General features: G+C 66.2%; 16 protein-coding genes. 9 read left to right on the forward strand and 7 right to left on the reverse strand.

Translation table 11 applies throughout. From position 1 onward, the window contains the following. The first annotated feature begins 5 nt into the window (after nt 1-5). Nucleotides 6-545, forward strand: coding sequence for a hypothetical protein (locus B9C43_RS33680; protein ID WP_084430843.1), 540 nt, complete (start codon nt 6-8; stop codon nt 543-545). On the opposite strand, the gene B9C43_RS33685 is transcribed toward B9C43_RS33680, so the two are convergent. Beyond that, nucleotides 542-3526, reverse strand: coding sequence for an AfsR/SARP family transcriptional regulator (locus B9C43_RS33685; protein WP_160096863.1), 2985 nt, complete (start codon nt 3524-3526; stop codon nt 542-544). The genes B9C43_RS33680 and B9C43_RS33685 overlap by 4 nt on opposite strands. 315 nt (nt 3527-3841) lie before the next feature. On the opposite strand from B9C43_RS33685, the gene B9C43_RS33690 reads away from it, so the two are divergent. The 6 genes from B9C43_RS33690 to B9C43_RS33715 are packed head-to-tail and all read left to right on the forward strand — an operon-like array spanning nt 3842 to nt 13121. Then, nucleotides 3842-5302, forward strand: a complete 1461-nt coding sequence (locus B9C43_RS33690) for a sugar ABC transporter ATP-binding protein (protein ID WP_084430845.1) — start codon at nt 3842-3844, stop codon at nt 5300-5302. Next, nucleotides 5299-6300 carry an ABC transporter permease gene (locus B9C43_RS33695; RefSeq protein WP_084430846.1) on the forward strand — a complete coding sequence of 334 codons (1002 nt, stop codon included), beginning with the start codon at nt 5299-5301 and terminating at the stop codon, nt 6298-6300. The genes B9C43_RS33690 and B9C43_RS33695 overlap by 4 nt, the downstream gene beginning before the upstream one ends. Continuing rightward, the gene (locus B9C43_RS33700) at nt 6297-7271 is read left to right on the forward strand and encodes an ABC transporter permease (protein ID WP_033388117.1); all 975 of its coding nucleotides are present in this window, start codon (nt 6297-6299) and stop codon (nt 7269-7271) included. The genes B9C43_RS33695 and B9C43_RS33700 overlap by 4 nt, the downstream gene beginning before the upstream one ends. Before the next feature lie 8 nt (nt 7272-7279). Beyond that, complete coding sequence (locus B9C43_RS33705) at nt 7280-8428, forward strand: substrate-binding domain-containing protein (RefSeq protein WP_051896688.1); 1149 nt, start codon at nt 7280-7282, stop codon at nt 8426-8428. Between the two features lie 6 nt (nt 8429-8434). Next, nucleotides 8435-9277, forward strand: coding sequence for a sugar phosphate isomerase/epimerase family protein (locus B9C43_RS33710; RefSeq protein ID WP_084430847.1), 843 nt, complete (start codon nt 8435-8437; stop codon nt 9275-9277). A 10-nt stretch (nt 9278-9287) separates the two neighbouring features. Next, nucleotides 9288-13121, forward strand: a complete 3834-nt coding sequence (locus tag B9C43_RS33715) for a ThuA domain-containing protein (RefSeq protein WP_084430848.1) — start codon at nt 9288-9290, stop codon at nt 13119-13121. On the opposite strand, the gene B9C43_RS33720 is transcribed toward B9C43_RS33715, so the two are convergent. The 6 genes from B9C43_RS33720 to B9C43_RS33745 all read right to left on the reverse strand — a co-directional run bounded on the left by B9C43_RS33720 (nt 13101) and on the right by B9C43_RS33745 (nt 17337). Continuing rightward, complete coding sequence (locus tag B9C43_RS33720) at nt 13101-13679, reverse strand: LuxR C-terminal-related transcriptional regulator (protein ID WP_084430849.1); 579 nt, start codon at nt 13677-13679, stop codon at nt 13101-13103. The two genes, B9C43_RS33715 and B9C43_RS33720, sit on opposite strands and share 21 nt — an antisense overlap. Before the next feature lie 44 nt (nt 13680-13723). Then, nucleotides 13724-14080, reverse strand: a complete 357-nt coding sequence (locus tag B9C43_RS33725; RefSeq protein WP_143446790.1) for a hypothetical protein — start codon at nt 14078-14080, stop codon at nt 13724-13726. 62 nt (nt 14081-14142) lie between these two features. Further along, complete coding sequence (locus B9C43_RS33730) at nt 14143-15075, reverse strand: isopenicillin N synthase family dioxygenase (protein WP_084430850.1); 933 nt, start codon at nt 15073-15075, stop codon at nt 14143-14145. Between the two features lie 22 nt (nt 15076-15097). Next, nucleotides 15098-15916, reverse strand: a complete 819-nt coding sequence (locus tag B9C43_RS33735; protein WP_033388124.1) for a TetR/AcrR family transcriptional regulator — start codon at nt 15914-15916, stop codon at nt 15098-15100. Between the two features lie 41 nt (nt 15917-15957). After that, complete coding sequence (locus B9C43_RS33740; protein WP_160096865.1) at nt 15958-16743, reverse strand: class I SAM-dependent methyltransferase; 786 nt, start codon at nt 16741-16743, stop codon at nt 15958-15960. Nucleotides 16744-16770: 27 nt separating this feature from the next. Continuing rightward, nucleotides 16771-17337 (reverse strand): helix-turn-helix domain-containing protein, encoded by a 567-nt coding sequence (locus B9C43_RS33745; RefSeq protein WP_033388128.1) that lies wholly within the window; start codon nt 17335-17337, stop codon nt 16771-16773. A 67-nt stretch (nt 17338-17404) separates the two neighbouring features. Between B9C43_RS33745 and B9C43_RS33750 the strand changes: the two genes are divergently transcribed. Both B9C43_RS33750 and B9C43_RS33755 read left to right on the forward strand, forming a co-directional pair. Then, entirely contained in the window at nt 17405-18085 is a 681-nt protein-coding gene (locus B9C43_RS33750) for an AzlC family ABC transporter permease (RefSeq protein ID WP_084430852.1), read from the forward strand. Further along, nucleotides 18082-18396 (forward strand): AzlD domain-containing protein, encoded by a 315-nt coding sequence (locus tag B9C43_RS33755; RefSeq protein ID WP_084430853.1) that lies wholly within the window; start codon nt 18082-18084, stop codon nt 18394-18396. The genes B9C43_RS33750 and B9C43_RS33755 overlap by 4 nt, the downstream gene beginning before the upstream one ends. The last annotated feature ends 8 nt before the right edge of the window (nt 18397-18404 follow it).

An 18404-nucleotide genomic window follows, 5' to 3' on the forward strand; every position in this document is an offset into this window, starting at 1 on the left:
AACGGGTGAAACGAATCGTCTGGTCTTCGGTCGGGCTGGCGCTCGGCGTGCTGTTCATCGTCGGGGCGATGTTCGCCCTGTTCGACGACACGGTCACGTGCGGCGGGAAAACCATGCAGCAGGGTGACGTCTGTGTCAGAGAGAAGAACGGCACGGTGGTCTCCGAGAGCAACCTCGAGGAGTCGAAGACCGAGGGTGCGATCGGCAAGATCATGGGGATCGTGTTCGGTGTGGCGTTCACCGCGGTCGGCGCGGTCAACCTGCGGATCGGCCTGCGCAACCGCAAGGCCGCGGCCCATGCGCCGCATCCGGCGGTCCTCAACCAGCCTGGGATGAACCACCCGGTGCCCGGTCCGTGGAACCAAGCACCGGGTGGGCCACAAGCCTGGCCGCAACCCCACCATCAGCCGACGCAGTACCAACAACCGCAGTACCAAGCACCGCAGCAACCCCCGCAACACGGGTGGCAGCAGCAACCACCACAGCAGCAACCGCAGCAGCAGCAGTACCCGCCGTCAGGTCAGGGAGGAGGCACCTGGCACTAACCCTTCGATACCGCGGTGATGTGTTCGGCCTCGTAAGCACCTACGTCGGACAGCATCTGTCGGGCGACCGCCGTAGCCGCGTCTGCCTCGGCGGTGTGGCCGGAGATCGTCAGGTGCCGTGCGTGCGTGAGCAGCGCTTTGCCGTGCCAGCGCGGATCGCCGCTCACGCTGAGAGCCTTGAGGCCCTTGTCGAGCTGGATACGTGCACCGTCGATGTCACCCATGTCCATCAGGACGTCGGCCAGGACGATCTGCGTGCACGCCAGGCCATGCGAATCCAGTGTCAGCTCAAGGACATCGAGGCCGCGCACGGCGCACGCACGCGCCTCGTCCAACTCCCCGAGCGCACGGTGTGTCTCGGCGAGACAACGCAGCGCCGCGCCTTCTCGCCGCAAGTCACCTGCACCACGCAACGCGTCCCTGCTCTTCTGCAGGATTTCCAGCGAGCCGGTCAAGTCGCCGACGCCCCGGCGCACGATGCCCAGCTCACGCAACGAAGCACCGATCCACCGCTGGTCACCCAGTCGTTCGAAGGTCTCGACCGCCTCGCGCAACCGCTGCTCGGCACGTTCCCAGTTGCCGCGGTAGCGGTCGAGCACACCGGATTCACGCAGCGTGTAGGCACGCCACCTGGGTTTGTCGAGTGCTTCGAGCACTGACAGGCAGCCGTCGAAGTACTTCGCGGCTTCGTCCCACCTGCCTTGCAACCGCTCGGCGACACCGACCGAAAGCAGGGTGACGACCTCCAGCAGCGGGTCGTTGGCCTGCGGCAGGATCTTCAGCCCGGCCCGGAACGACTCCTCGGCGCGCCGGAAGTCCCTGGTCTCACGGGCAGCCAGACCGACGGCGAACAGCGCGTAGGCCGTCCAGTATGGACTGGAGAACCGGCCTGCGGCGGCCAGGCTCAGTTCGGCGACCCGCTTCAGGTCGGCCCACTGCGCGCGCAGTTCGAAGAAGGCCGCGACAGTCGCGGAGAGCTGGCATGTCAGCTCGTCCTTGCCACTTGCCGCCGCGTACTCGATGGCTTCGAGGATCGCCGGGTACTCGTGGTCGAGCCAGACGGCCGGGCCGCGGTCGATCTCGTCGAAGACACCCGGGGTGTCCACTGTGAACGGCGGTGGCTCGAATTGGTAAAGCCCGCCGAAGTCCAGCAACGCGTCGGCACGCTTGCCCAGATAGAGGTAGGCGTTGATCAGCCTGACGCGTGCCTCGTCCCGCTCGTCGTCGCCGGCGAGCTTCTCCTGGGCGTACAGGCGGATCAGATCGTGGAACCGATAGCGGCCGGGCGCGGCTTCGACCAGGTTGACGTCGACAAGGTCCTCCACCAGCCGTTCCGAGGTGCGGAAGTCCACGTCGAGCACAGCCGCGACCGCCCACGGCGGCAGGCCGTTGTCCGGCATCAGCGCCAGCAGCCGGAACGCCCGCTGGTGCTCCTCGTCCAGGCTGTCGTAGCTGAGCAGGAAGCTCGCCCGGATCTCGCGGTCCCCGCCGACCAGTTCGTCCAGCCGGGTCCGTTCGTCCTCCAGGCGCTCGGCCAGTGACGCGGCGGTCAGGTGCGGCCGGGACCGAAGTTTGGTGCCGACGATCCGAAGTGCCAACGGCAGGCCACCGCACAGGTCGACGATCCGCTGCGCGTGCACGTCCCCGTCCGCCAGCCGCTCGGCCCCGACCAGGTCGGTGAGCAAGGCCAACGCGTCGGCCTGGTCGAGTACGTCCAGGTCGACGAGTTTGCGCATGTCCAGACCGGTCAGCCGGCGCCTGCTGGTGATCAGCACGGCGCACTCCGAGTTGCCCGGGATCAACAAGCGCACCTGCTTCTCGGTGGCCGCGTTGTCCAGCACCACGAGGATGCGCCTGCCCGCCGTGCGGTCCCGGAACAGCCCGACCCGCTCCTCCAATGTGGACGGCACGTCGGCACCGTCGACCCCGAGGTCACGCAGGAACCGGGCGAGCACTTCGCTCGGGTCACGCGGCCGGGGACCGTTGCCGTGCAGGTCGATGAACAGCTGGCCGTCCGGGAACTTGGCGACGAGCTTGCGGCCTGCCTTGACCGCGAGCGCGGTCTTGCCCAGGCCCGGCTTGCCGGTGATCGCGACAACCGGGAGCACGTCGTCGGTCCGCGAGATCAGCAGGTCACAGATCTCCTCGATGTGCCTGCTGCGACCGATGTAGTGGTCAACGTCCGGCGGCAGCTGCCGCGGACCGGACTTGACCTTCTCCCTCGGGTTGAGCTTCAGCGACGGATCGTCGCGCAGGATCCGCGTCTGCAGGTCACGCAACGCGGGCGCCGGTTCAACCCCGAGCTCGTGGTCCAGCCGGTGGTACAGCTTCTGGTACGCGGTCAGCGCATCAGGTCCACGGTCACTGCGGTGCAAAGCGAGCATCAGCTGCCCGACGACCTGCTGACGGTACGGGTGCTGCGCCTCGAGTTCGGTGAGCTCATGGATCACTTCGGCGTGCCGTCCCAGCCGCATGTGGGCGTCGATCCGCTCTTCCATCGCCAGCAGCCGGGCCTCGTCGAGGTGGCGGGTCAGCCTCGTCCGCACCTCTTCGGCAGCCACCGACGCGAGCGCCGGGCCGTCCCACAGAGCCAGGGCCTCGTCGAGGACCCGGATGCGCGCCTCCTCGTCAGCGCATCCGCGAGCCTCGGCACACAGCTCCATGAACTTGTTGACGTCGATGCGCTTCGGGTCGCACTTCATCATGTAGCCGGGCCCGTCGCTGATCAACGCGACGCCGTGGCGTTCCGCGTCCGCGGCGTTGAGCACCGACCTCAACCTGCTGATATGTGTGTGGATAACGCCACGGGCACTGCGTGGCGCCTCGTCCGGCCACGTCAGTTCGACCAGTCGCTCGGCGGGCACCAGTTTGTTGGCGTCCAACAACATCATCGCCAGCACGAACCGCTGCTTGCGAACCCCTAGATCGATCTGCCTGCCATCGCTGAACGCCCTTACCGGGCCGAGCAGCTGAAATTCCACGGGTACCTCCCCAAGCCCCCGGTGCCACAGACCTGTCTCCAGCGCCGGGCACCTCATCACCACCACGCACCCGACAACACTTACAAGACTTGTCCGGGAGGCCTAGGGGTTGCCCGTCGCCCGTTTATTCGCGTTCGCCATCCACATCGGGTCAGCTTATCCGCGGCTACTGCATTCGAGGGACTTTGGCCAGTTTCGCCGAAGTCGACCGAACTTTTGTTTGACGCAGACGTAAGTCCTCCATTAAGTTCTCGATCATGACTGTGAGCGGCCTCACAGTCTGTCCGGAGTCCGTCGCGGGGACTGGGGTGGGCAATGGCGCCGATCGTACGGATGAGCGGGATCAGCAAACAGTTCCTTGGCGTCACCGTGCTCAAGGACGTCGACCTCGATCTGCACGGCGGCGAGGTACACGCACTCGTCGGCGAGAACGGCGCGGGCAAGTCCACGCTGATGAAGATCCTCGCCGGCGCACACCGGCCGGACGCCGGCGAGATCGTCCTCAATGGACAGACAGTGTCGTTCACGTCGCCGAGGGACGCTCAGCACGCCGGGATCGCCATCGTCCACCAGGAACTGACCTTGCTGCCCGACCGGAGCGTCGCCGAGAACGTCTACCTCGGCCGTGAACCCGTCCGGCGCGGACAGGTCGACCGAAGACGGATGGAAGCCGGCACAGCGGACCTGCTCGACCGGTTGGGCGAGCGCGGGATCACGCCACGCACCCCCGTCCGCCGGTTACCCGTGGCGCAGCAGCAGGTGGTGGAGATCGTCAAAGCGTTGTCGATGGACGCGCGTGTGATCGCGATGGACGAGCCGACCGCCGCACTGGCCGACCACGAGGTCGAACTGCTGTATGACCTGGTGGACCGGCTGCGGTCAAGCGGCATCGCGGTGCTGTACGTCTCGCACCGGCTGCGCGAGGTGTTCGATCTGAGCCAACGGATCACAGTGCTCAAAGACGGCATTCTGGTCACGTCCACACAGACGAACCAGATCTCCCCCGATGAGCTGGTCCGTGCGATGGTCGGCCGGCCGTTGGACGCGATGTTCCCCGACCGCGCGAAAGCCCGTGGCGTGACCAGGCTCGCTATTCGCGACGGCGGGAACAAGCGGCTGCAGGACATCACGATCGAGTTATCCGCTGGCGAGATCGTCGGTCTCGCCGGCCTGCAGGGCGCGGGCCGGTCCGCGGTGGCCCGCGCCCTCTGCGGGGTCGACCCGCTGACCACCGGCGAGTTCGAAGTGGACGGTCAGCTGGTGCACATCCGATCGCCACGAGCCGCGATCCGGCACGGCATCGCCCACGTCACCGAGGACCGCAAAGGTGAAGGTCTCGCGCTGCGCCAGACGGTCCGTGACAACACGATGCTCGTGCGCAACGCCACCTTCGGGCGCAAACGGATCGACGTCGAACAGCTGCTGCGGTCGGTCCGGCTGGTGTCCAGGGGCACCGATCAGGAGGTGCGCTATCTGTCCGGCGGCAACCAGCAGAAAGTCGTGCTGGCGAAGTGGCTCGCGGTCAAGCCGAAGGTGCTGATCGCCGACGAGCCGACCCGCGGGATCGACGTCGGCGCCAAGAAGATCGTCTACGACCTGCTCCGCGAGCTGGCCGACAGCGGCGTCGCGATCCTGATGATCTCCAGCGAACTGCCGGAGCTGATCGGGATGAGCGACCGGATCCTCGTCATGCACGACGGCCGGCTGGCCGGCGAGTTACCCGCCGATTCGTCCGAGGAAGCCGTGATGGCACTCGCCACCGGAGGCAGCGCATGACAGCGACGGTGACGAGGCAACCCGTGCGGCGCAACGGAACCACGAAGTTCCGGCTGACGCCGACAATGTCCGTTTACATCGCGCTTGTCGTACTGCTCATCGTCGGCAGCATCTTGGTCGGGGTCCAGGGCGGCGTCCTGCTCGACCACGGCGGCATCCTCAACATCCTGACCCGGGGCACCGTGCTCGGCCTGGTCGCGATCGGCCAGACCATGGTGATCCTGACCGGTTCGCTCGACCTGTCGGTGGCGTACCTGATCGGCCTGTGTTCGCTGATCGCGGCCGAGACCATGGCGGGCGATCCCGGCATGATCGTGCCCGCGGTGCTGCTGACCGTCGGGTTCGCCGCGGTCGTCGGCCTGGTCAACGGACTGGTCATCACCGCGCTCAAGGTGAACGCGTTCATCGCGACGCTCGGTGTCGCCTTGATCATCCGTGGCTATCTGGAGAACAACTACACCGGTCCCGCCGGTTCAGTTCCGCGCGGCTTCCAACACCTGGGTTACGACCGGATCGGTCCGATTCCAGTGTCCACATTGGTCATGCTTGCGCTCGCGGTAATCGCTTGGTGGTACCTGAGCCGGACCAAAGGCGGCTATCACGTCTACGCCGTCGGTGGCGACGTCGAAGTGGCGCGGCTGTCCGGGATCAGGACCAGCCGCACGATCGTCAAGATGCACGTGCTGTGCTCGGTGATGGCCGGGCTCGCGGCGTTGTTCCTGGTCAGCAGATTGGGCTCGGGGGCGCCGTACGTGGGCACCGACGGCGGTTACGACCTGGAGTCGATCGCAGCCGTGGTGCTCGGCGGCACGCTGCTGTCCGGCGGGCGCGGTGGCGTCGCCGGAACGATCGGCGGCGTACTGATCCTGGCCACCCTCGACACGATCTTCGACGACCTCGGCGTGACCCCGTTCCTGAAAGACGTGGTCCGTGGCGCGGTCCTGATCGTCGCGGTCGCCCTCTACGCCCGTAGCCAGCTCGCGAGGAGGGTCAGATGACGCAGACCGAAACGCGCCGCCGTCCCAGACTCGCGTCGAGCACGATCCCCGTGCTCGCGGTGCTGGCTGTCGTGCTTGTCGCCCTTGCGTTCGCCGGTTCGGCCTACCAGGAGCCGGCCGGGTACCTCGCATTGCTCAAGCGCGCGGCACCTTTGATGATCTTGGCGATCGGGCAGTACTTCGTGATCGTCAGCGGCGGGTTCGACCTGTCGGTCGGCTCGCTCGTCACCGCCGAGGTGGTGATCGCGGCCCGGCTGATCGACGGCGAGGAGTCCGCGACGCTGTGGGTGATCTTGTTGATGCTGGGCATCGGCGCATTCGTCGGCCTCGTCAACGGAGCGATCACCACCCGGCTGTTAGTTCCCTCGTTCATCGTCACCCTGGGCATGCTGCTGGTTCTCGACGGCGCGGTGTTCCTGTGGACGGGCGGCGCGCCACGCGGCGCGTTGTCCGACTCGTTCCGGACTGTCGGCAGGCAAGGGATCGACGGCATCCCGGTGATCGGCCAGCTGCCGTGGTCGGTTGTCGTGCTCGCGGTGATCGTGGCCTTGGCTGTGTGGTTCATGCGCAGTCCGACAGGCCGCACGCTGGTTGCCGTCGGTGACAACGAAACCGCCGTCTGGCTTGGCGGTGGCCGGGTGGAACGGCTGCGCACGCTCGCTTTTGTCCTTTCTGGACTTTCCGCGGCCGTCGCCGCGATCCTGCTCGGCGGGTTCGCCGGAGTCTCCGCTCAGGTCGGCGACGGCCTGGAGTTCCGGGTCATCACCGCGGTCGTGCTCGGTGGTGTGGTGCTGGGCGGCGGCCGTGGATCGGTTGTCGCGGCCATGGCCGGAGCGCTCACTTTGGAGTCGTTGTTCTCGTTGCTCAACCTGCTCGGTGTCGCCGGTGGGCTGGAATCCACTGTGCAGGGCGTGATCATCATCGCGGCCGTGGCGTACGCGGCCGTCAACTGGAGGAGGAAACGAGCGTGAAACGGTTGATGACCGCCAGCGTCGCCGGATTGCTTGCCCTCACCGCATGTTCCTCCGACTTACCCGAGGGGCCGCCGACCATGTCGTCGGCACCTTCGGCGGTCAAGGAGGAGTTCTTCAACCAGGCCGAATATGACCGCCAACTGGCCTTGCGGGACGCCAAACCGGAAGGCCCCGCCGACAAGCCATGGGAGCAGGCCCTGCAGCCGACCATGGCCGACACCAAGCAATACGCCAAGCCCGGACCCTACGAGATCTGCTTCTCCAACGCCTCGGTGGACAACCCGTGGCGCCAGGTCGGCTGGAAGACCATGCAGGTCGAGGCCACCCTGCACCCCGAAATCGCCAAGTTCACCGTGCTCGACGCTGAAGCCAAGGACGACAAGCAGATCAGCGACATCCAGCAGATGACCTCCGGCGGCTGCAACGCCCTGATCGTCTCACCGAACACCACCGCGACCCTGACCCCGGCCGTGGAAGCGGCTTGTGCCAAGGGAATTCCGGTGATCGTGTTCGACCGCGGAGTGAACACCAAGTGCCCGGTCACGTTCATCCACCCGATCGGTGGTTACGCGTTCGGCGCGACCGCCGCCGAGTTCCTGGCCTCCAAGGTCGGCCAGGGCGGCAAAGTCCTGGCGCTGCGGGTGTTGCCAGGTGTTGACGTGCTCGAACACCGGTGGGCTGCGGCCGAGCGGATTCTGGCTGCGAAGGGTGTCCAGGTCGCGGGGGTCGAGTTCACCGGCAACGACGGCGCGAAAGCCAAGAGCATCGTCTCGGACTACCTGCAGCGCGGCGACATCAACGGCATCTGGATGGACGACGGCACGGCCGCGGTCCCGGTCCTTGAGGCGTTCGAGGACGCAGGCAAGAAGCTGCCCGCGATCTCCGGCGAGGACCAGCAGCAGTTCCTGGACAAGTGGAAGGCCGAGGGCCTGACCGCGCAAGCCCCGACGTACCCGACCTACCAGTGGCGCACGCCGGTGATCGCCGCACTGAAGATCCTCAAGGGCGAACAGGTCCCGCAGGAATGGATCCTGCCGCAGCCGGTGATCACGGATCAGACGCTGGACCAGTATCGCAGCCAGGGCATGCCGCCGTTGCACTACGCGCTGTGCGGATGCCAGCAGATGCCGGGCTATCCAGACAAGTGGAAGTAAACGCCCGTGCGTCACATCGGAGTGAACACATGGGTATGGACGTCTCCACTCAACGACGAGGCGCTGCGTGGGCTGGCGCCGAAGATCGCCGGGTGGGGATTCGACACCATTGAGATGCCGGTGGAGAACCCGGGCGACTGGGCACCGGACGCGGCGAGGACCCTCCTGGACGACCTCGGCCTTTCCGCGACCGTCGTGCTCGTCATGCCGCCAGGGCGTGAGCTCGTCCGGGCTGACGCCGGCACGGTGACGTCCACACAGGATTACCTGCGGTCCTGTGTGGACGTCGCCACCAAGGTCGGCTCGCCGGTCATCGCGGGTCCGGCCTACACGTCGGTCGGCCGGACGTGGCGGGCCACCGACGTGGAACGCAAGCACGACATCATCGAGTTGCGGGAGAACCTCGGGCCCGTGCTCGATCACGCCAAGCAGGCAGGCGTCACGATCGCGGTCGAACCGCTCAACCGGTACGAGACGAGCCTGCTCAACACGGTCAACCAGACACTCGAAGCGTTGGCCGGGCTGCCTTCCTGCGGCGTGGCACTGGATTTCTACCACCAGAACATCGAAGAGACCGACATCCCGGCGGCGATCAGGGCGGCGACCGGCCGGATCGCGCACGTCCAGGTCTGTGCCAACGATCGAGGCACGCCTGGTCGCGATCACCTTGACTGGCGCGCCATGCTCACCGCGCTCGACGACGCCGGATACGACGGTCCACTGTGTATCGAATCGTTCACCGCGCACAACGCGAGCATCGCCACGGCCGCGTCGATCTGGCGCCCGCTTGCCACCAGCCAGGACGACCTGGCCGCCGACGGCCTCGCCTTCCTCAAATCCCTGCTGTAAGGACACCCACATGCGCAGACGCGTGACCGCGGTTCTGGCCGCGGTGTTACTGGCACTCGGTCTTTTTCCTGCGATAGCACAAGCGCAAGAGGCACCGGCTTTCCGTGCCTTGCTGTTCACCAAGACCGCCGGATACCGGCACGACTCGATCCCCGCCGGTGTGGCATTGTTCAAACAATTGGCCGCGGACAACAACTTCGAGGTGGTGCACACCGAGGACGCCACGGTCTTCAACGACGCCAACCTCGCGACGTTCCAGGTCGTGATCATGTTCCAGACCTCCGGCATGGTCTGGGACACCGAGGCGCAACGCCAGGCCGTGCAGAAGTACGTCGCCAACGGCGGCGGCATCGCTGCCATTCACAACGCGACCGACATGGGCATCGAGCAAACGTTCCCGTGGTGGGACGAACTGGTCAACGCGGGGGCGCACATGCCGTCCCACTCCCCTGGTGTGTTGCAGGGAACGGCCAAGGTCGCCGACAAACAGCACGCTTCGACCGCGGGTCTGCCAGACCGCTGGCAGCGGCCCGAGGAGTGGTACAACTTCGACCAGAACATCCGCGGCAAAGTCCATGTTCTGGTGACCGCGGACGAGCGCACGTACAACCCCGGCCCGGACGCGATGGGGGCGGACCACCCGATCTCGTGGTGCCGTGACGTCGGCTTGGCCAAGGTCTGGTCCACCGCGATGGGCCATCCTCAGGGCGCGTACAGCGAGCCGCTGTTCGCCCAGCACCTTCTCGGTGGCGTGAAGACGGCGGCCAAGGCCGTGCCGTCGGACTGTTCCGCCACTGTGGACGCTGCGTTCGAGAAGGTCCCCCTTGACACCAACACCAAGGCACCCACCGCACTCACGGTCGCACCCGACGGCCGGGTCTACTACACCGAGATCCTCGGCCAGATCAAGGTTTACGACCCGACGACCGGGACCAACCCGGTCGCGCTGGAACTGCCGACGTACTCCGGCGGCGAGGACGGGATCGTCGGGATCACGGTCGACCCGGCGTTCGCCACGAACGGTTGGATCTACGTCACGTACTCACCCCCGGGTGACGCGGAGATCAACCGGGTATCGCGGTTCACCGCGCACGGCAACCACATCGACCCGGCTTCCGAGGTGAAGATCATCGAGGTGCCCGCGTCCCGCCGCGAGGAACCAGGGCACACAGGCGGTTACCTGACGTTCGGCCCGGGCGGGAACCTGTACATCGGCGTCGGTGACGACACGAACCCGTTCCAGTCCAGCGGTTACGCGCCGCTCGACGAACGGCCGGGCCGTGACCTGTTCGACGCGCAGAAGACGTCGGCCAACACCAACGACCTGCGCGGCAAGATCTTGCGGATCAAGCCGGAAGCGGCCGGTGGCTACACGATCCCGGCGGGCAACATGTTCGCGCCGGGTACCGCGAAGACCAAGCCGGAGATCTACGCGATGGGTTTCCGCAACCCGTTCAGGTTCACTGTGGACACGGACGGCACGATCTACATGGCCGACTACGGCCCCGATGCGCGCACGGCCGATCCTAATCGCGGTCCGGACGGCATGGTGGAGTGGAACATCATCCGTTCCCCCGGCTACTACGGCTGGCCGTACTGTGTGGCCAACAACGTTCCGTACAACGATTTCGACTTCGCCACGAACACTTCGGGTGCGAAATTCGACTGCGCGGCGTTGAAGAACGACTCGCCGAACAACTCCGGGCTCACCGATCTCCCGGCGGCGAGGCCCGCTGACGTCTGGTACGGCTACGGCGCCTCACCAGAATTCCCCGAGCTGGCGAGCGGCGGCGGGGCACCGATGGCCGGACCGGTGTACCGCTTCGACCCGAATCTGCAGTCGGAACGCAAGTTCCCGGTCTACTACGACGGAAAACCGTTCTTCTACGAGTGGGCCCGCAACAAGATCTTCAACTTCGGCCTTGACTCGCAAGGATCGTTGTTGAAGATCGATCCGTGGTTCGCCAGCCAGAAGACCTTGGCGCCGATGGACATGCGATTCGGCCCTGACGGGGCGATGTACTTGCTGGAGTGGGGCGGCGGTTACGGCCGTGACAACCCCGACTCCGGGCTGTACCGGATCGACTATTCGCAGGGCAACCGGCGGCCGGTCGCCCAAGCCACGGCGACGCCGACCTCCGGTGGCGTGCCGCTGGAGGTCAAGTTCTCCAGCGCGGGTTCGACCGATCCCGAGGGAACCGCGTTGAAGTTCAAGTGGACATTCGGCGACGGCGCGACGTCGACCGAAGCGAATCCGACGCACACGTTCACCACTCGTGGTGCCTACAACGTGCATTTGGAGGTCACGGACGGGACCGGGAAGATCGGGTCCACCAACGTGACGGTCTCGGTCGGCAACACGGCACCGACATTGTCCATCGCGAAACCGGTGAACGGCGGGTTCTTCGATTTCGGTGACCGGGTTCCGTTCGACATCCAGGTCAGCGATCCCGAAGACGGTCAGATCGACTGTTCGCGGGTGACCGTCAGCCCGGCCTTGGGCCACGATTCACACGCGCATCCCACCGATCCGATCAATGCGTGCCGTGGATCGTTCCCGACCGTGCTCGACTCCGGGCACGCGGATGCGAACATCTTCTACTCGGTGGACGGCTCGTACACCGACAAGGGCAACCAAGGCGTTCCGCCGCTGACCACACGGGCCGCGCATGTGTTGCAGCCCAAGCACAAGCAGGCCGAGTACTACAACAACTCGTCCGGTATCCGGGTCGTGTCGCAGGCGGGAGCCGAGTCGGGCAGGCGGATCGGCGACATCTCCGACGGCGACTGGATCTCGTTCACGCCAGTCAACTTCACCGGGATCGACCAGGTCCGGCTCCGGGTCTCGTCGCCGACCGGTGGCGGTTCGGTCGAACTGCGGGCCGGGTCGGCCACAGGCCAGCTGCTGGCGTCCGTGCCGGTGCCGAACACCGGTGGCTGGGACAATTACGTGCTGCTTCCCGCCGTGGACATCATCCGGCCGGCCGGGACGACCGAGTTGTTCATGGTGTTCCGTGGCGACCGGCCGAGCCCGTTCGACCTGGACTCCATGACGTTCGTCGGCAACGGCGTCGTCGACAGGCAGGCGCCGCAGACGGTGCTGACGGCGTCCGCGCCGGACGGCAAGGATGGCTGGTACATCACCACGCCCACGGTGACCCTCGCGGCCAACGACGAGTCGGGCGTGGCGTCCACTGAGTACAGTGTGGACGGTGGCGCGTGGACTCCGTACACGCAACCGTTCCCGGTGTCCGACGGCACGCATGCCATCCGATACCGGTCAACGGACATCTCGGGCAACGTCGAGACCGAACGCGTAGCCGAGTTCAAGGTCGACACGGCCGCGCCGGTGTTGTCCTTCACCGGCATCGATCCCGGTGGTAAGTACGGATCCTCGCAGCAGCTCACGGTGGCGTGGACGGCCACGGACTCCGGCTCTGGGCTGGTCTACAGCGAGGCCAAGCTCGACGGCGTCCCGCTGTCCTCAGGCCCGCTGTCCCTGCACAAGCTGGCGCTTGGTGCGCATTCCGTCGAGGTCACCGCGATCGACAGGGCCGGGCGCACCTCGCTGTACCGGTTCGCTTTCACGGTGACCACTTCGGCCAACGATCTGCGTTCCCTGGTTCGCAGGTTCGCACCCGACCGGGAGCGTGATCTGATCCCGATGGTCGACCGAGCGGAACAGTTGGCGAACGCCGGGCAGAAACACGCGGCGTCGATCGTGCTGACCGGCTTCCGGATCGACGTCCGGTTGACCGTTGCCGACAAGGACGTCTCGACCCTGCTGGACCGCAACGCCAAGGCCCTGGCCGAGCAGTACCGGTCAGGAGGCGACGCGCCGTAGTTCCGCTCTGGTCGGCAGGCCGAGGGTGGTGAGGATCTGCGAGATGTGATTGCGGACCGTCTTCGGGGTCAGGCCTAGCCGGGTGGCGATGGCGTTGTTGCCAAGACCACCGGCCACCAGGTCGGCGACCTGCCGTTGACGGGAGGTGAGCGTTGCGAAGGGCTGCTCGATCGGCTGGAAGACCCCCGCCAGCCGGGCCGCAACGGGGCGGCCGAAGATGAGTTCGCCTGCCGCGACACTGCGGATGGCACGGACGATGTCCGTGTCATCCGCGGTCTTCAGGATGTAACCGCGGACGCCTGCTTTGATGGCCGACCGGATGGCGTGCTCGTCGTCGCGAGTCGTGAACACGATCACCGCGGTGTCCTTGACAGACTGGACCGCGGGCAGTTCGCCGACTTCGATCACCAGGACGTCCGGGCGGTGCTGGGCGATCGCCGTGTTCGCCGCGTCGCCGCTGTCCACATCGGCCACGACGTTGATGCCGCCTGCCATGGCGAGCATGGCCTTCAATCCACACCGGACAATGGGATGGCTGTCCGCCAGAACGACGTTCATAGCCAGACAGTGCGCTGTGTCCCCTACAGATCCCCTACAACGCCTCAGCCGGCCAGCAGCGCAGGGCGTCCCTTGGTGTAAGCCAGGCTCGCCTCGCAGGCCCGCTCCAGCCGCCGGGTCGCGGCACTACGGCCGTCACCGCAGCTCGGGCAGGACATGTGAACGGTCAGAGTCAGTTCGTCGACCGCCACAGTCAGCGCGGTCTTGCAGTCACGGCACCAGCGGTGCCGGGTGACCTGGTTGACGTGCGCCGCGGACGACACGCACTGGTGGACCCACCGGTTGTGCACGTGACACGTCATCCGGTCGTCTGGTGCCAGCCTGCCCGCGTCCTCGAGGCGGTCTTCCTGTGCCAGCTGAACGTGCAGGTCGCGGTTGCGGAGCTGAACGACGGTGTTCATCTCGGTTCCCCTTTCCGGTGTCTCTACTCAGACGTCGAAGCGGGCAGCCGCGGATCGACATGTCAGCGTGGAAAATCTTGAACTTTCTCGGTCAGCTGCGGAAACACCTTCGCGACCTTGGCCATGAGGTAGTCGCCATACGTGCCTTCGAAGTCGTGCACGTTGGCGCCGTCCCAGCGCGGCTCTGTCGAGAGGACGCGTTGTCCGACAGCTCGGACATCGGCGTCGAAGTTCGGGTCGAAGAAGAACGGCCAGGACAGCCGGTCGTGGTCACGTGTGCCGACGACCCGGTGCGGTGTTGAGCGGTACAGCCCACCAGTGAGCCGGTCGAGCATGTCGCCGATGTTGCAGACGAACGTGCCCGGGATGGGCTCGGCATCGATCCACGTGTCCTGGGACTTCACCTGCAACCCGCCGTGGTGGTCCTGTTTGAGGATGGTGAGCAGACCGTAGTCGGTGTGCTCGCCGACGCCCCACGCCTCGTCACCGCCCGGCGGGTAGTTGAAGATCCGGAACAGGATCAGCGGGTCGCGCGTGTACCGCTCAGCGAAATACTCGCTGTCCAGATCGAGGCTCAGTGCGATCCCGCGCATCAGTGCGTGGCCGACGTTGGTCAGCGCGTCCATGTAGGCGAGGACGGTCTGACGGAAGTCCTCGTCCGGGAACAGGTTCGGACCGTGCAGCGGGCGGTCGCTCGGCGGGAGTTCGGCGCCGAAGTACAGACCTTCCTTGCGATCCGGTTTGTCCGATGTGAGCTCGTCGCCGACCGGGAAGTACCCGCGCCAGGCCCGGCCGCCGAGTCGCATCCGGATCCGCATCTTGTCCTCGACGTCCTTCGCGAAGAATTCCCGGCTCTGCTGCTCGAGCCGCGCCTGCAAGTCCTCGTCGACGCCGTGGCCGGTGATGTAGAAGAAACCGTGCGTCCGGCAGGCCTCGCCGATCTCGGCCGCCACCTTCGCCGGCTCAGCCCGCATGTCGATCACGGAGATGCTCATGCCGCACGATATTCCTGGACGGTCAAGTGGTACCAGGAGAATCCGCGGCGGTCGCCGCTTCCTTCGTGATGGCGGCTTCGATGCCGTCGAGGATCACCACGAGACCGGCCTTGAACGTCTCCCTGGCTTCTCGTTCGAGGTAAGGCGTTTCGTCACACTGCTCGGCCGGTGTGGCGCCCTCGGCCTCGACCCGGGCCACTGAGGGAAACCGTTCGTCCAGATCCGGCACGATCTCCTGGAGCGCGGCGGAACGGGCATACCACCAGTCGTCGTCGGAAACCCCTGTCGCGCCAGGGGCTTGCCGGGTTTCGGCGATCATCTGCGCGGCGCCGCGCACGAAGTTGGCCAACGTCCCGACAGACCGGCGTTGCTTGAGCGCAGGCAGTCCGATGCCGTCGAGCAACCGCACGAGCGTGTCGATGGACGCGAATTCGTTGGGCCCCAACACCGGACGGGCCGTGGAGACCTGCAATACCCACGGGTGCCTGAGCAAGAAGGCCCAGTAGTCGTCGGCCCACGCGACAACCGCGGACCGCCACCCCTCGGACAGGTCGTATTCGCTCGGCAGTTCGCCGAGCGCACGGTCGTACATCAGGTCGACGAGCTCGCTCTTGCTCGGGACGTACGTGTACAGCGCCATTCCGCTGCGACCGAGCAATTTGCCGACCGTGCGCATGGAGACCGCGTGCATGCCCTCGGCGTCAGCGAGCGAGATCGCCGCGTCGACGATCTCGTCGACGGTCAACGCTTGCTTCGGCCCGGGGCTGACCTTGTCCTTCGGCACTCGCCACAACAAGGCCATGGTCCGCTTGACCTCGCCCTGACCCGCGTAGACGACCACTCACCAACTCCTAACCCATTACAGCGTAAAAGGTTAGCACGTCAGCGCTGCGCGGAGATCACCACATAACGCCACGTCAACCGGAACGCCGCCGGGTCCTCGTTGGCAGCCCGGAACACCTCGATGACACGGTCGCGCACCTCGTCCATCACACCGTGCTCCACCAACAACGGCTGGACCGACAGCACCAACGGATGGTCCGCGTAGGACAAGTCCCAGTAGTCCTCGGGCGACTCAGCGGTGAAGGCCAGCTCGTGCTGGTGGACCGCGACGTCGAAACCGTACGTCCCGAACAGCTCCTGCACCTGGTCCCGTTCGTGCCACTGGAAAGGCATGGCCGACGAGGCCTGCCCGGTGATCCGGCCGACTTCGCCGATGATCACCCGCATAGCCTCGACCCCAGCACCTTCAGGCAGCCACGCGGTCAGCACGATCTTGCCGTCCGGCGCGGTGATCCGGGCAAGCTCAGCAGCCGAAGCCGCGGCATCCGGCGCGAAAATCACCGCGAACACCGACAGCACAACGTCAGCACAGCCATCCGGCAACGGCATGTTCGCGGCGTCACCGGACACAAAGGTCACATCGTGGCCCTGCTCGGCAGCCTTGGCACGCGCCAGATCCAGCAGCCGCCGCGCCGGGTCCACACCGGTCACGCGGACACCAGGCCGTTGCGCGGCAAGCAAAGCAGCGTTACCAGTCCCGCAGCCGACGTCCACCACCCGTTGCCCCGGCTGCGGGTCAGCCGCGGCGATGGCCGCATGCGCGGCAGGCAATAGTTGCGGGGCGACCCTCTCGTAGGACCCTGTTCCCCAGTCAATCGTGCTCATGGTTGTCATTTTGCCCTTGAGCACAACTCACACGTGTTCGGACACCATCACTGCGACGGTGTCAGGTTCGAGGGCTTTGAAGATGTGCGGTACGTCGCCGGGGTAACCGACGTAGTCGCCCGGCCCGATTTCCACGGGGTTCTCCAAGACACCGGCAAGTGCGCGGCCGGTGCTGAGTACGACGTGCTCGTACGTGCCCGCGCGATGCGGGTCCGACTCGCGGGCGGTTCCTGGTTGTGCGGTGACGAGGTACAGGTCGCGTCGGGCGTTCGGCGGACAGGCTGACAGGACCTTGGCGACGTAGTCGGCGTGCTCGGAGGCGATGGTCGGGCCTTCGGCGGCGCGGATCACGTGGACCTTCGGTTCCGGTGGTTCGACGATCTGGGCGAACGTCACGTCGAGCGCCACGCACAGTGCCCAGAGTGTCTCGACGCTGGGGTTGCCGGTGCCGGACTCCAGTTGGGACAACGTCGACTTCGCGACTCCGGCCCGGCGCGCGAGCTCGGCGAGCGACAGGCCCGCGCGGCGGCGTTCGCGTTGCAGGGACGCCGCGATTACGGAGATCACCGAGAGTTGGGCCGGGGACTGAGCCATCGTTCGCTCCATCGGTACGTGCGTTCGTCTTGACAAACGTTTCACCCAGCGTCCAGCATAACGGTCGATGCGTTCGTTATGGAGAACCCTGGATCGAGAACTGGCGCGAGACATCGCGCTGGTCTGTGTGGCCTGCGCGTTCGTGGGTGCGTCGTTCGGCGCGATCACGGTCAGCTCAGGCCTGCCGGTATGGCTGCCGATGCTCATGTCGGTGGTCGTGTTCGCCGGCGCCGCCCAGTTCATGTTCGTGGCCATCATCGCCTCGGGCGGCAACCCGATCGCGGCCGTGATCACCGGCCTGCTGGTGAACACCCGCCTGCTCCCGCTGAGCTTCGCGGTCGGCGACGTGATCGGCAAAGGCTGGGGCGCTCGCCTGCTCGGCGCCCACATCACCACCGACGAGAACGCTGCGTTCACCGTTGCCCAGCAAGACCCAAGGCAGCGACGAGCCGCGTTCTGGACATGTGGCATCGGCCTGTTCCTCTGCTGGAATATCGGCACCCTACTCGGAGCGTTCGGCGGAACGGTCATCAGTGACACAGACGCCTTCGGGTTGGACGCCGCCTTCCCCGCGGTCTTACTGGCACTGGTCCTGCCCTCACTGAACGACGGACCTACGCAGCGCGCGGCGGCCGTTGGCGTGGTCATCGCGTTGGCTACCGCGCCGTTCTTAACCCCAGGCGTGCCCATACTGCTCGCGCTGGCGGGCGTTCTCGCGAGCCTCGGCAAGCGGAAGGTGGCGACATGATGACGCTGGTCGTCGCCGTGGTGCTGCTCGGCGTGGGCACGTTCGCGTTTCGCCTCGCCGGTCCGACGCTGCGTGCCCGGGTCGAGATCTCACCGCGGGTCGAGAAGTTGATGATGGTCGGCGTGGCCGTGCTTTTCTCGGCGCTGGTCGCGGTTTCGGCCTTGATCGAGGGCCAGGAGTTCGCGGGTTACGCCCGTCCGACGGGTGTTCTTGTCGGCGGCGTTCTGGCGTGGCGCAAGGCTCCGTTCGTCATCGTCGTCATCGCCGCCGCGGGCACCGCTGCCGTTCTTCGCCTGCTCGGCGTGCCGTAACCGGTCTT

Origin of the sequence: Kibdelosporangium aridum (assembly GCF_900176515.1) — a bacterium.
Classification (GTDB): Bacteria; Actinomycetota; Actinomycetes; order Mycobacteriales; family Pseudonocardiaceae; genus Kibdelosporangium; species Kibdelosporangium aridum.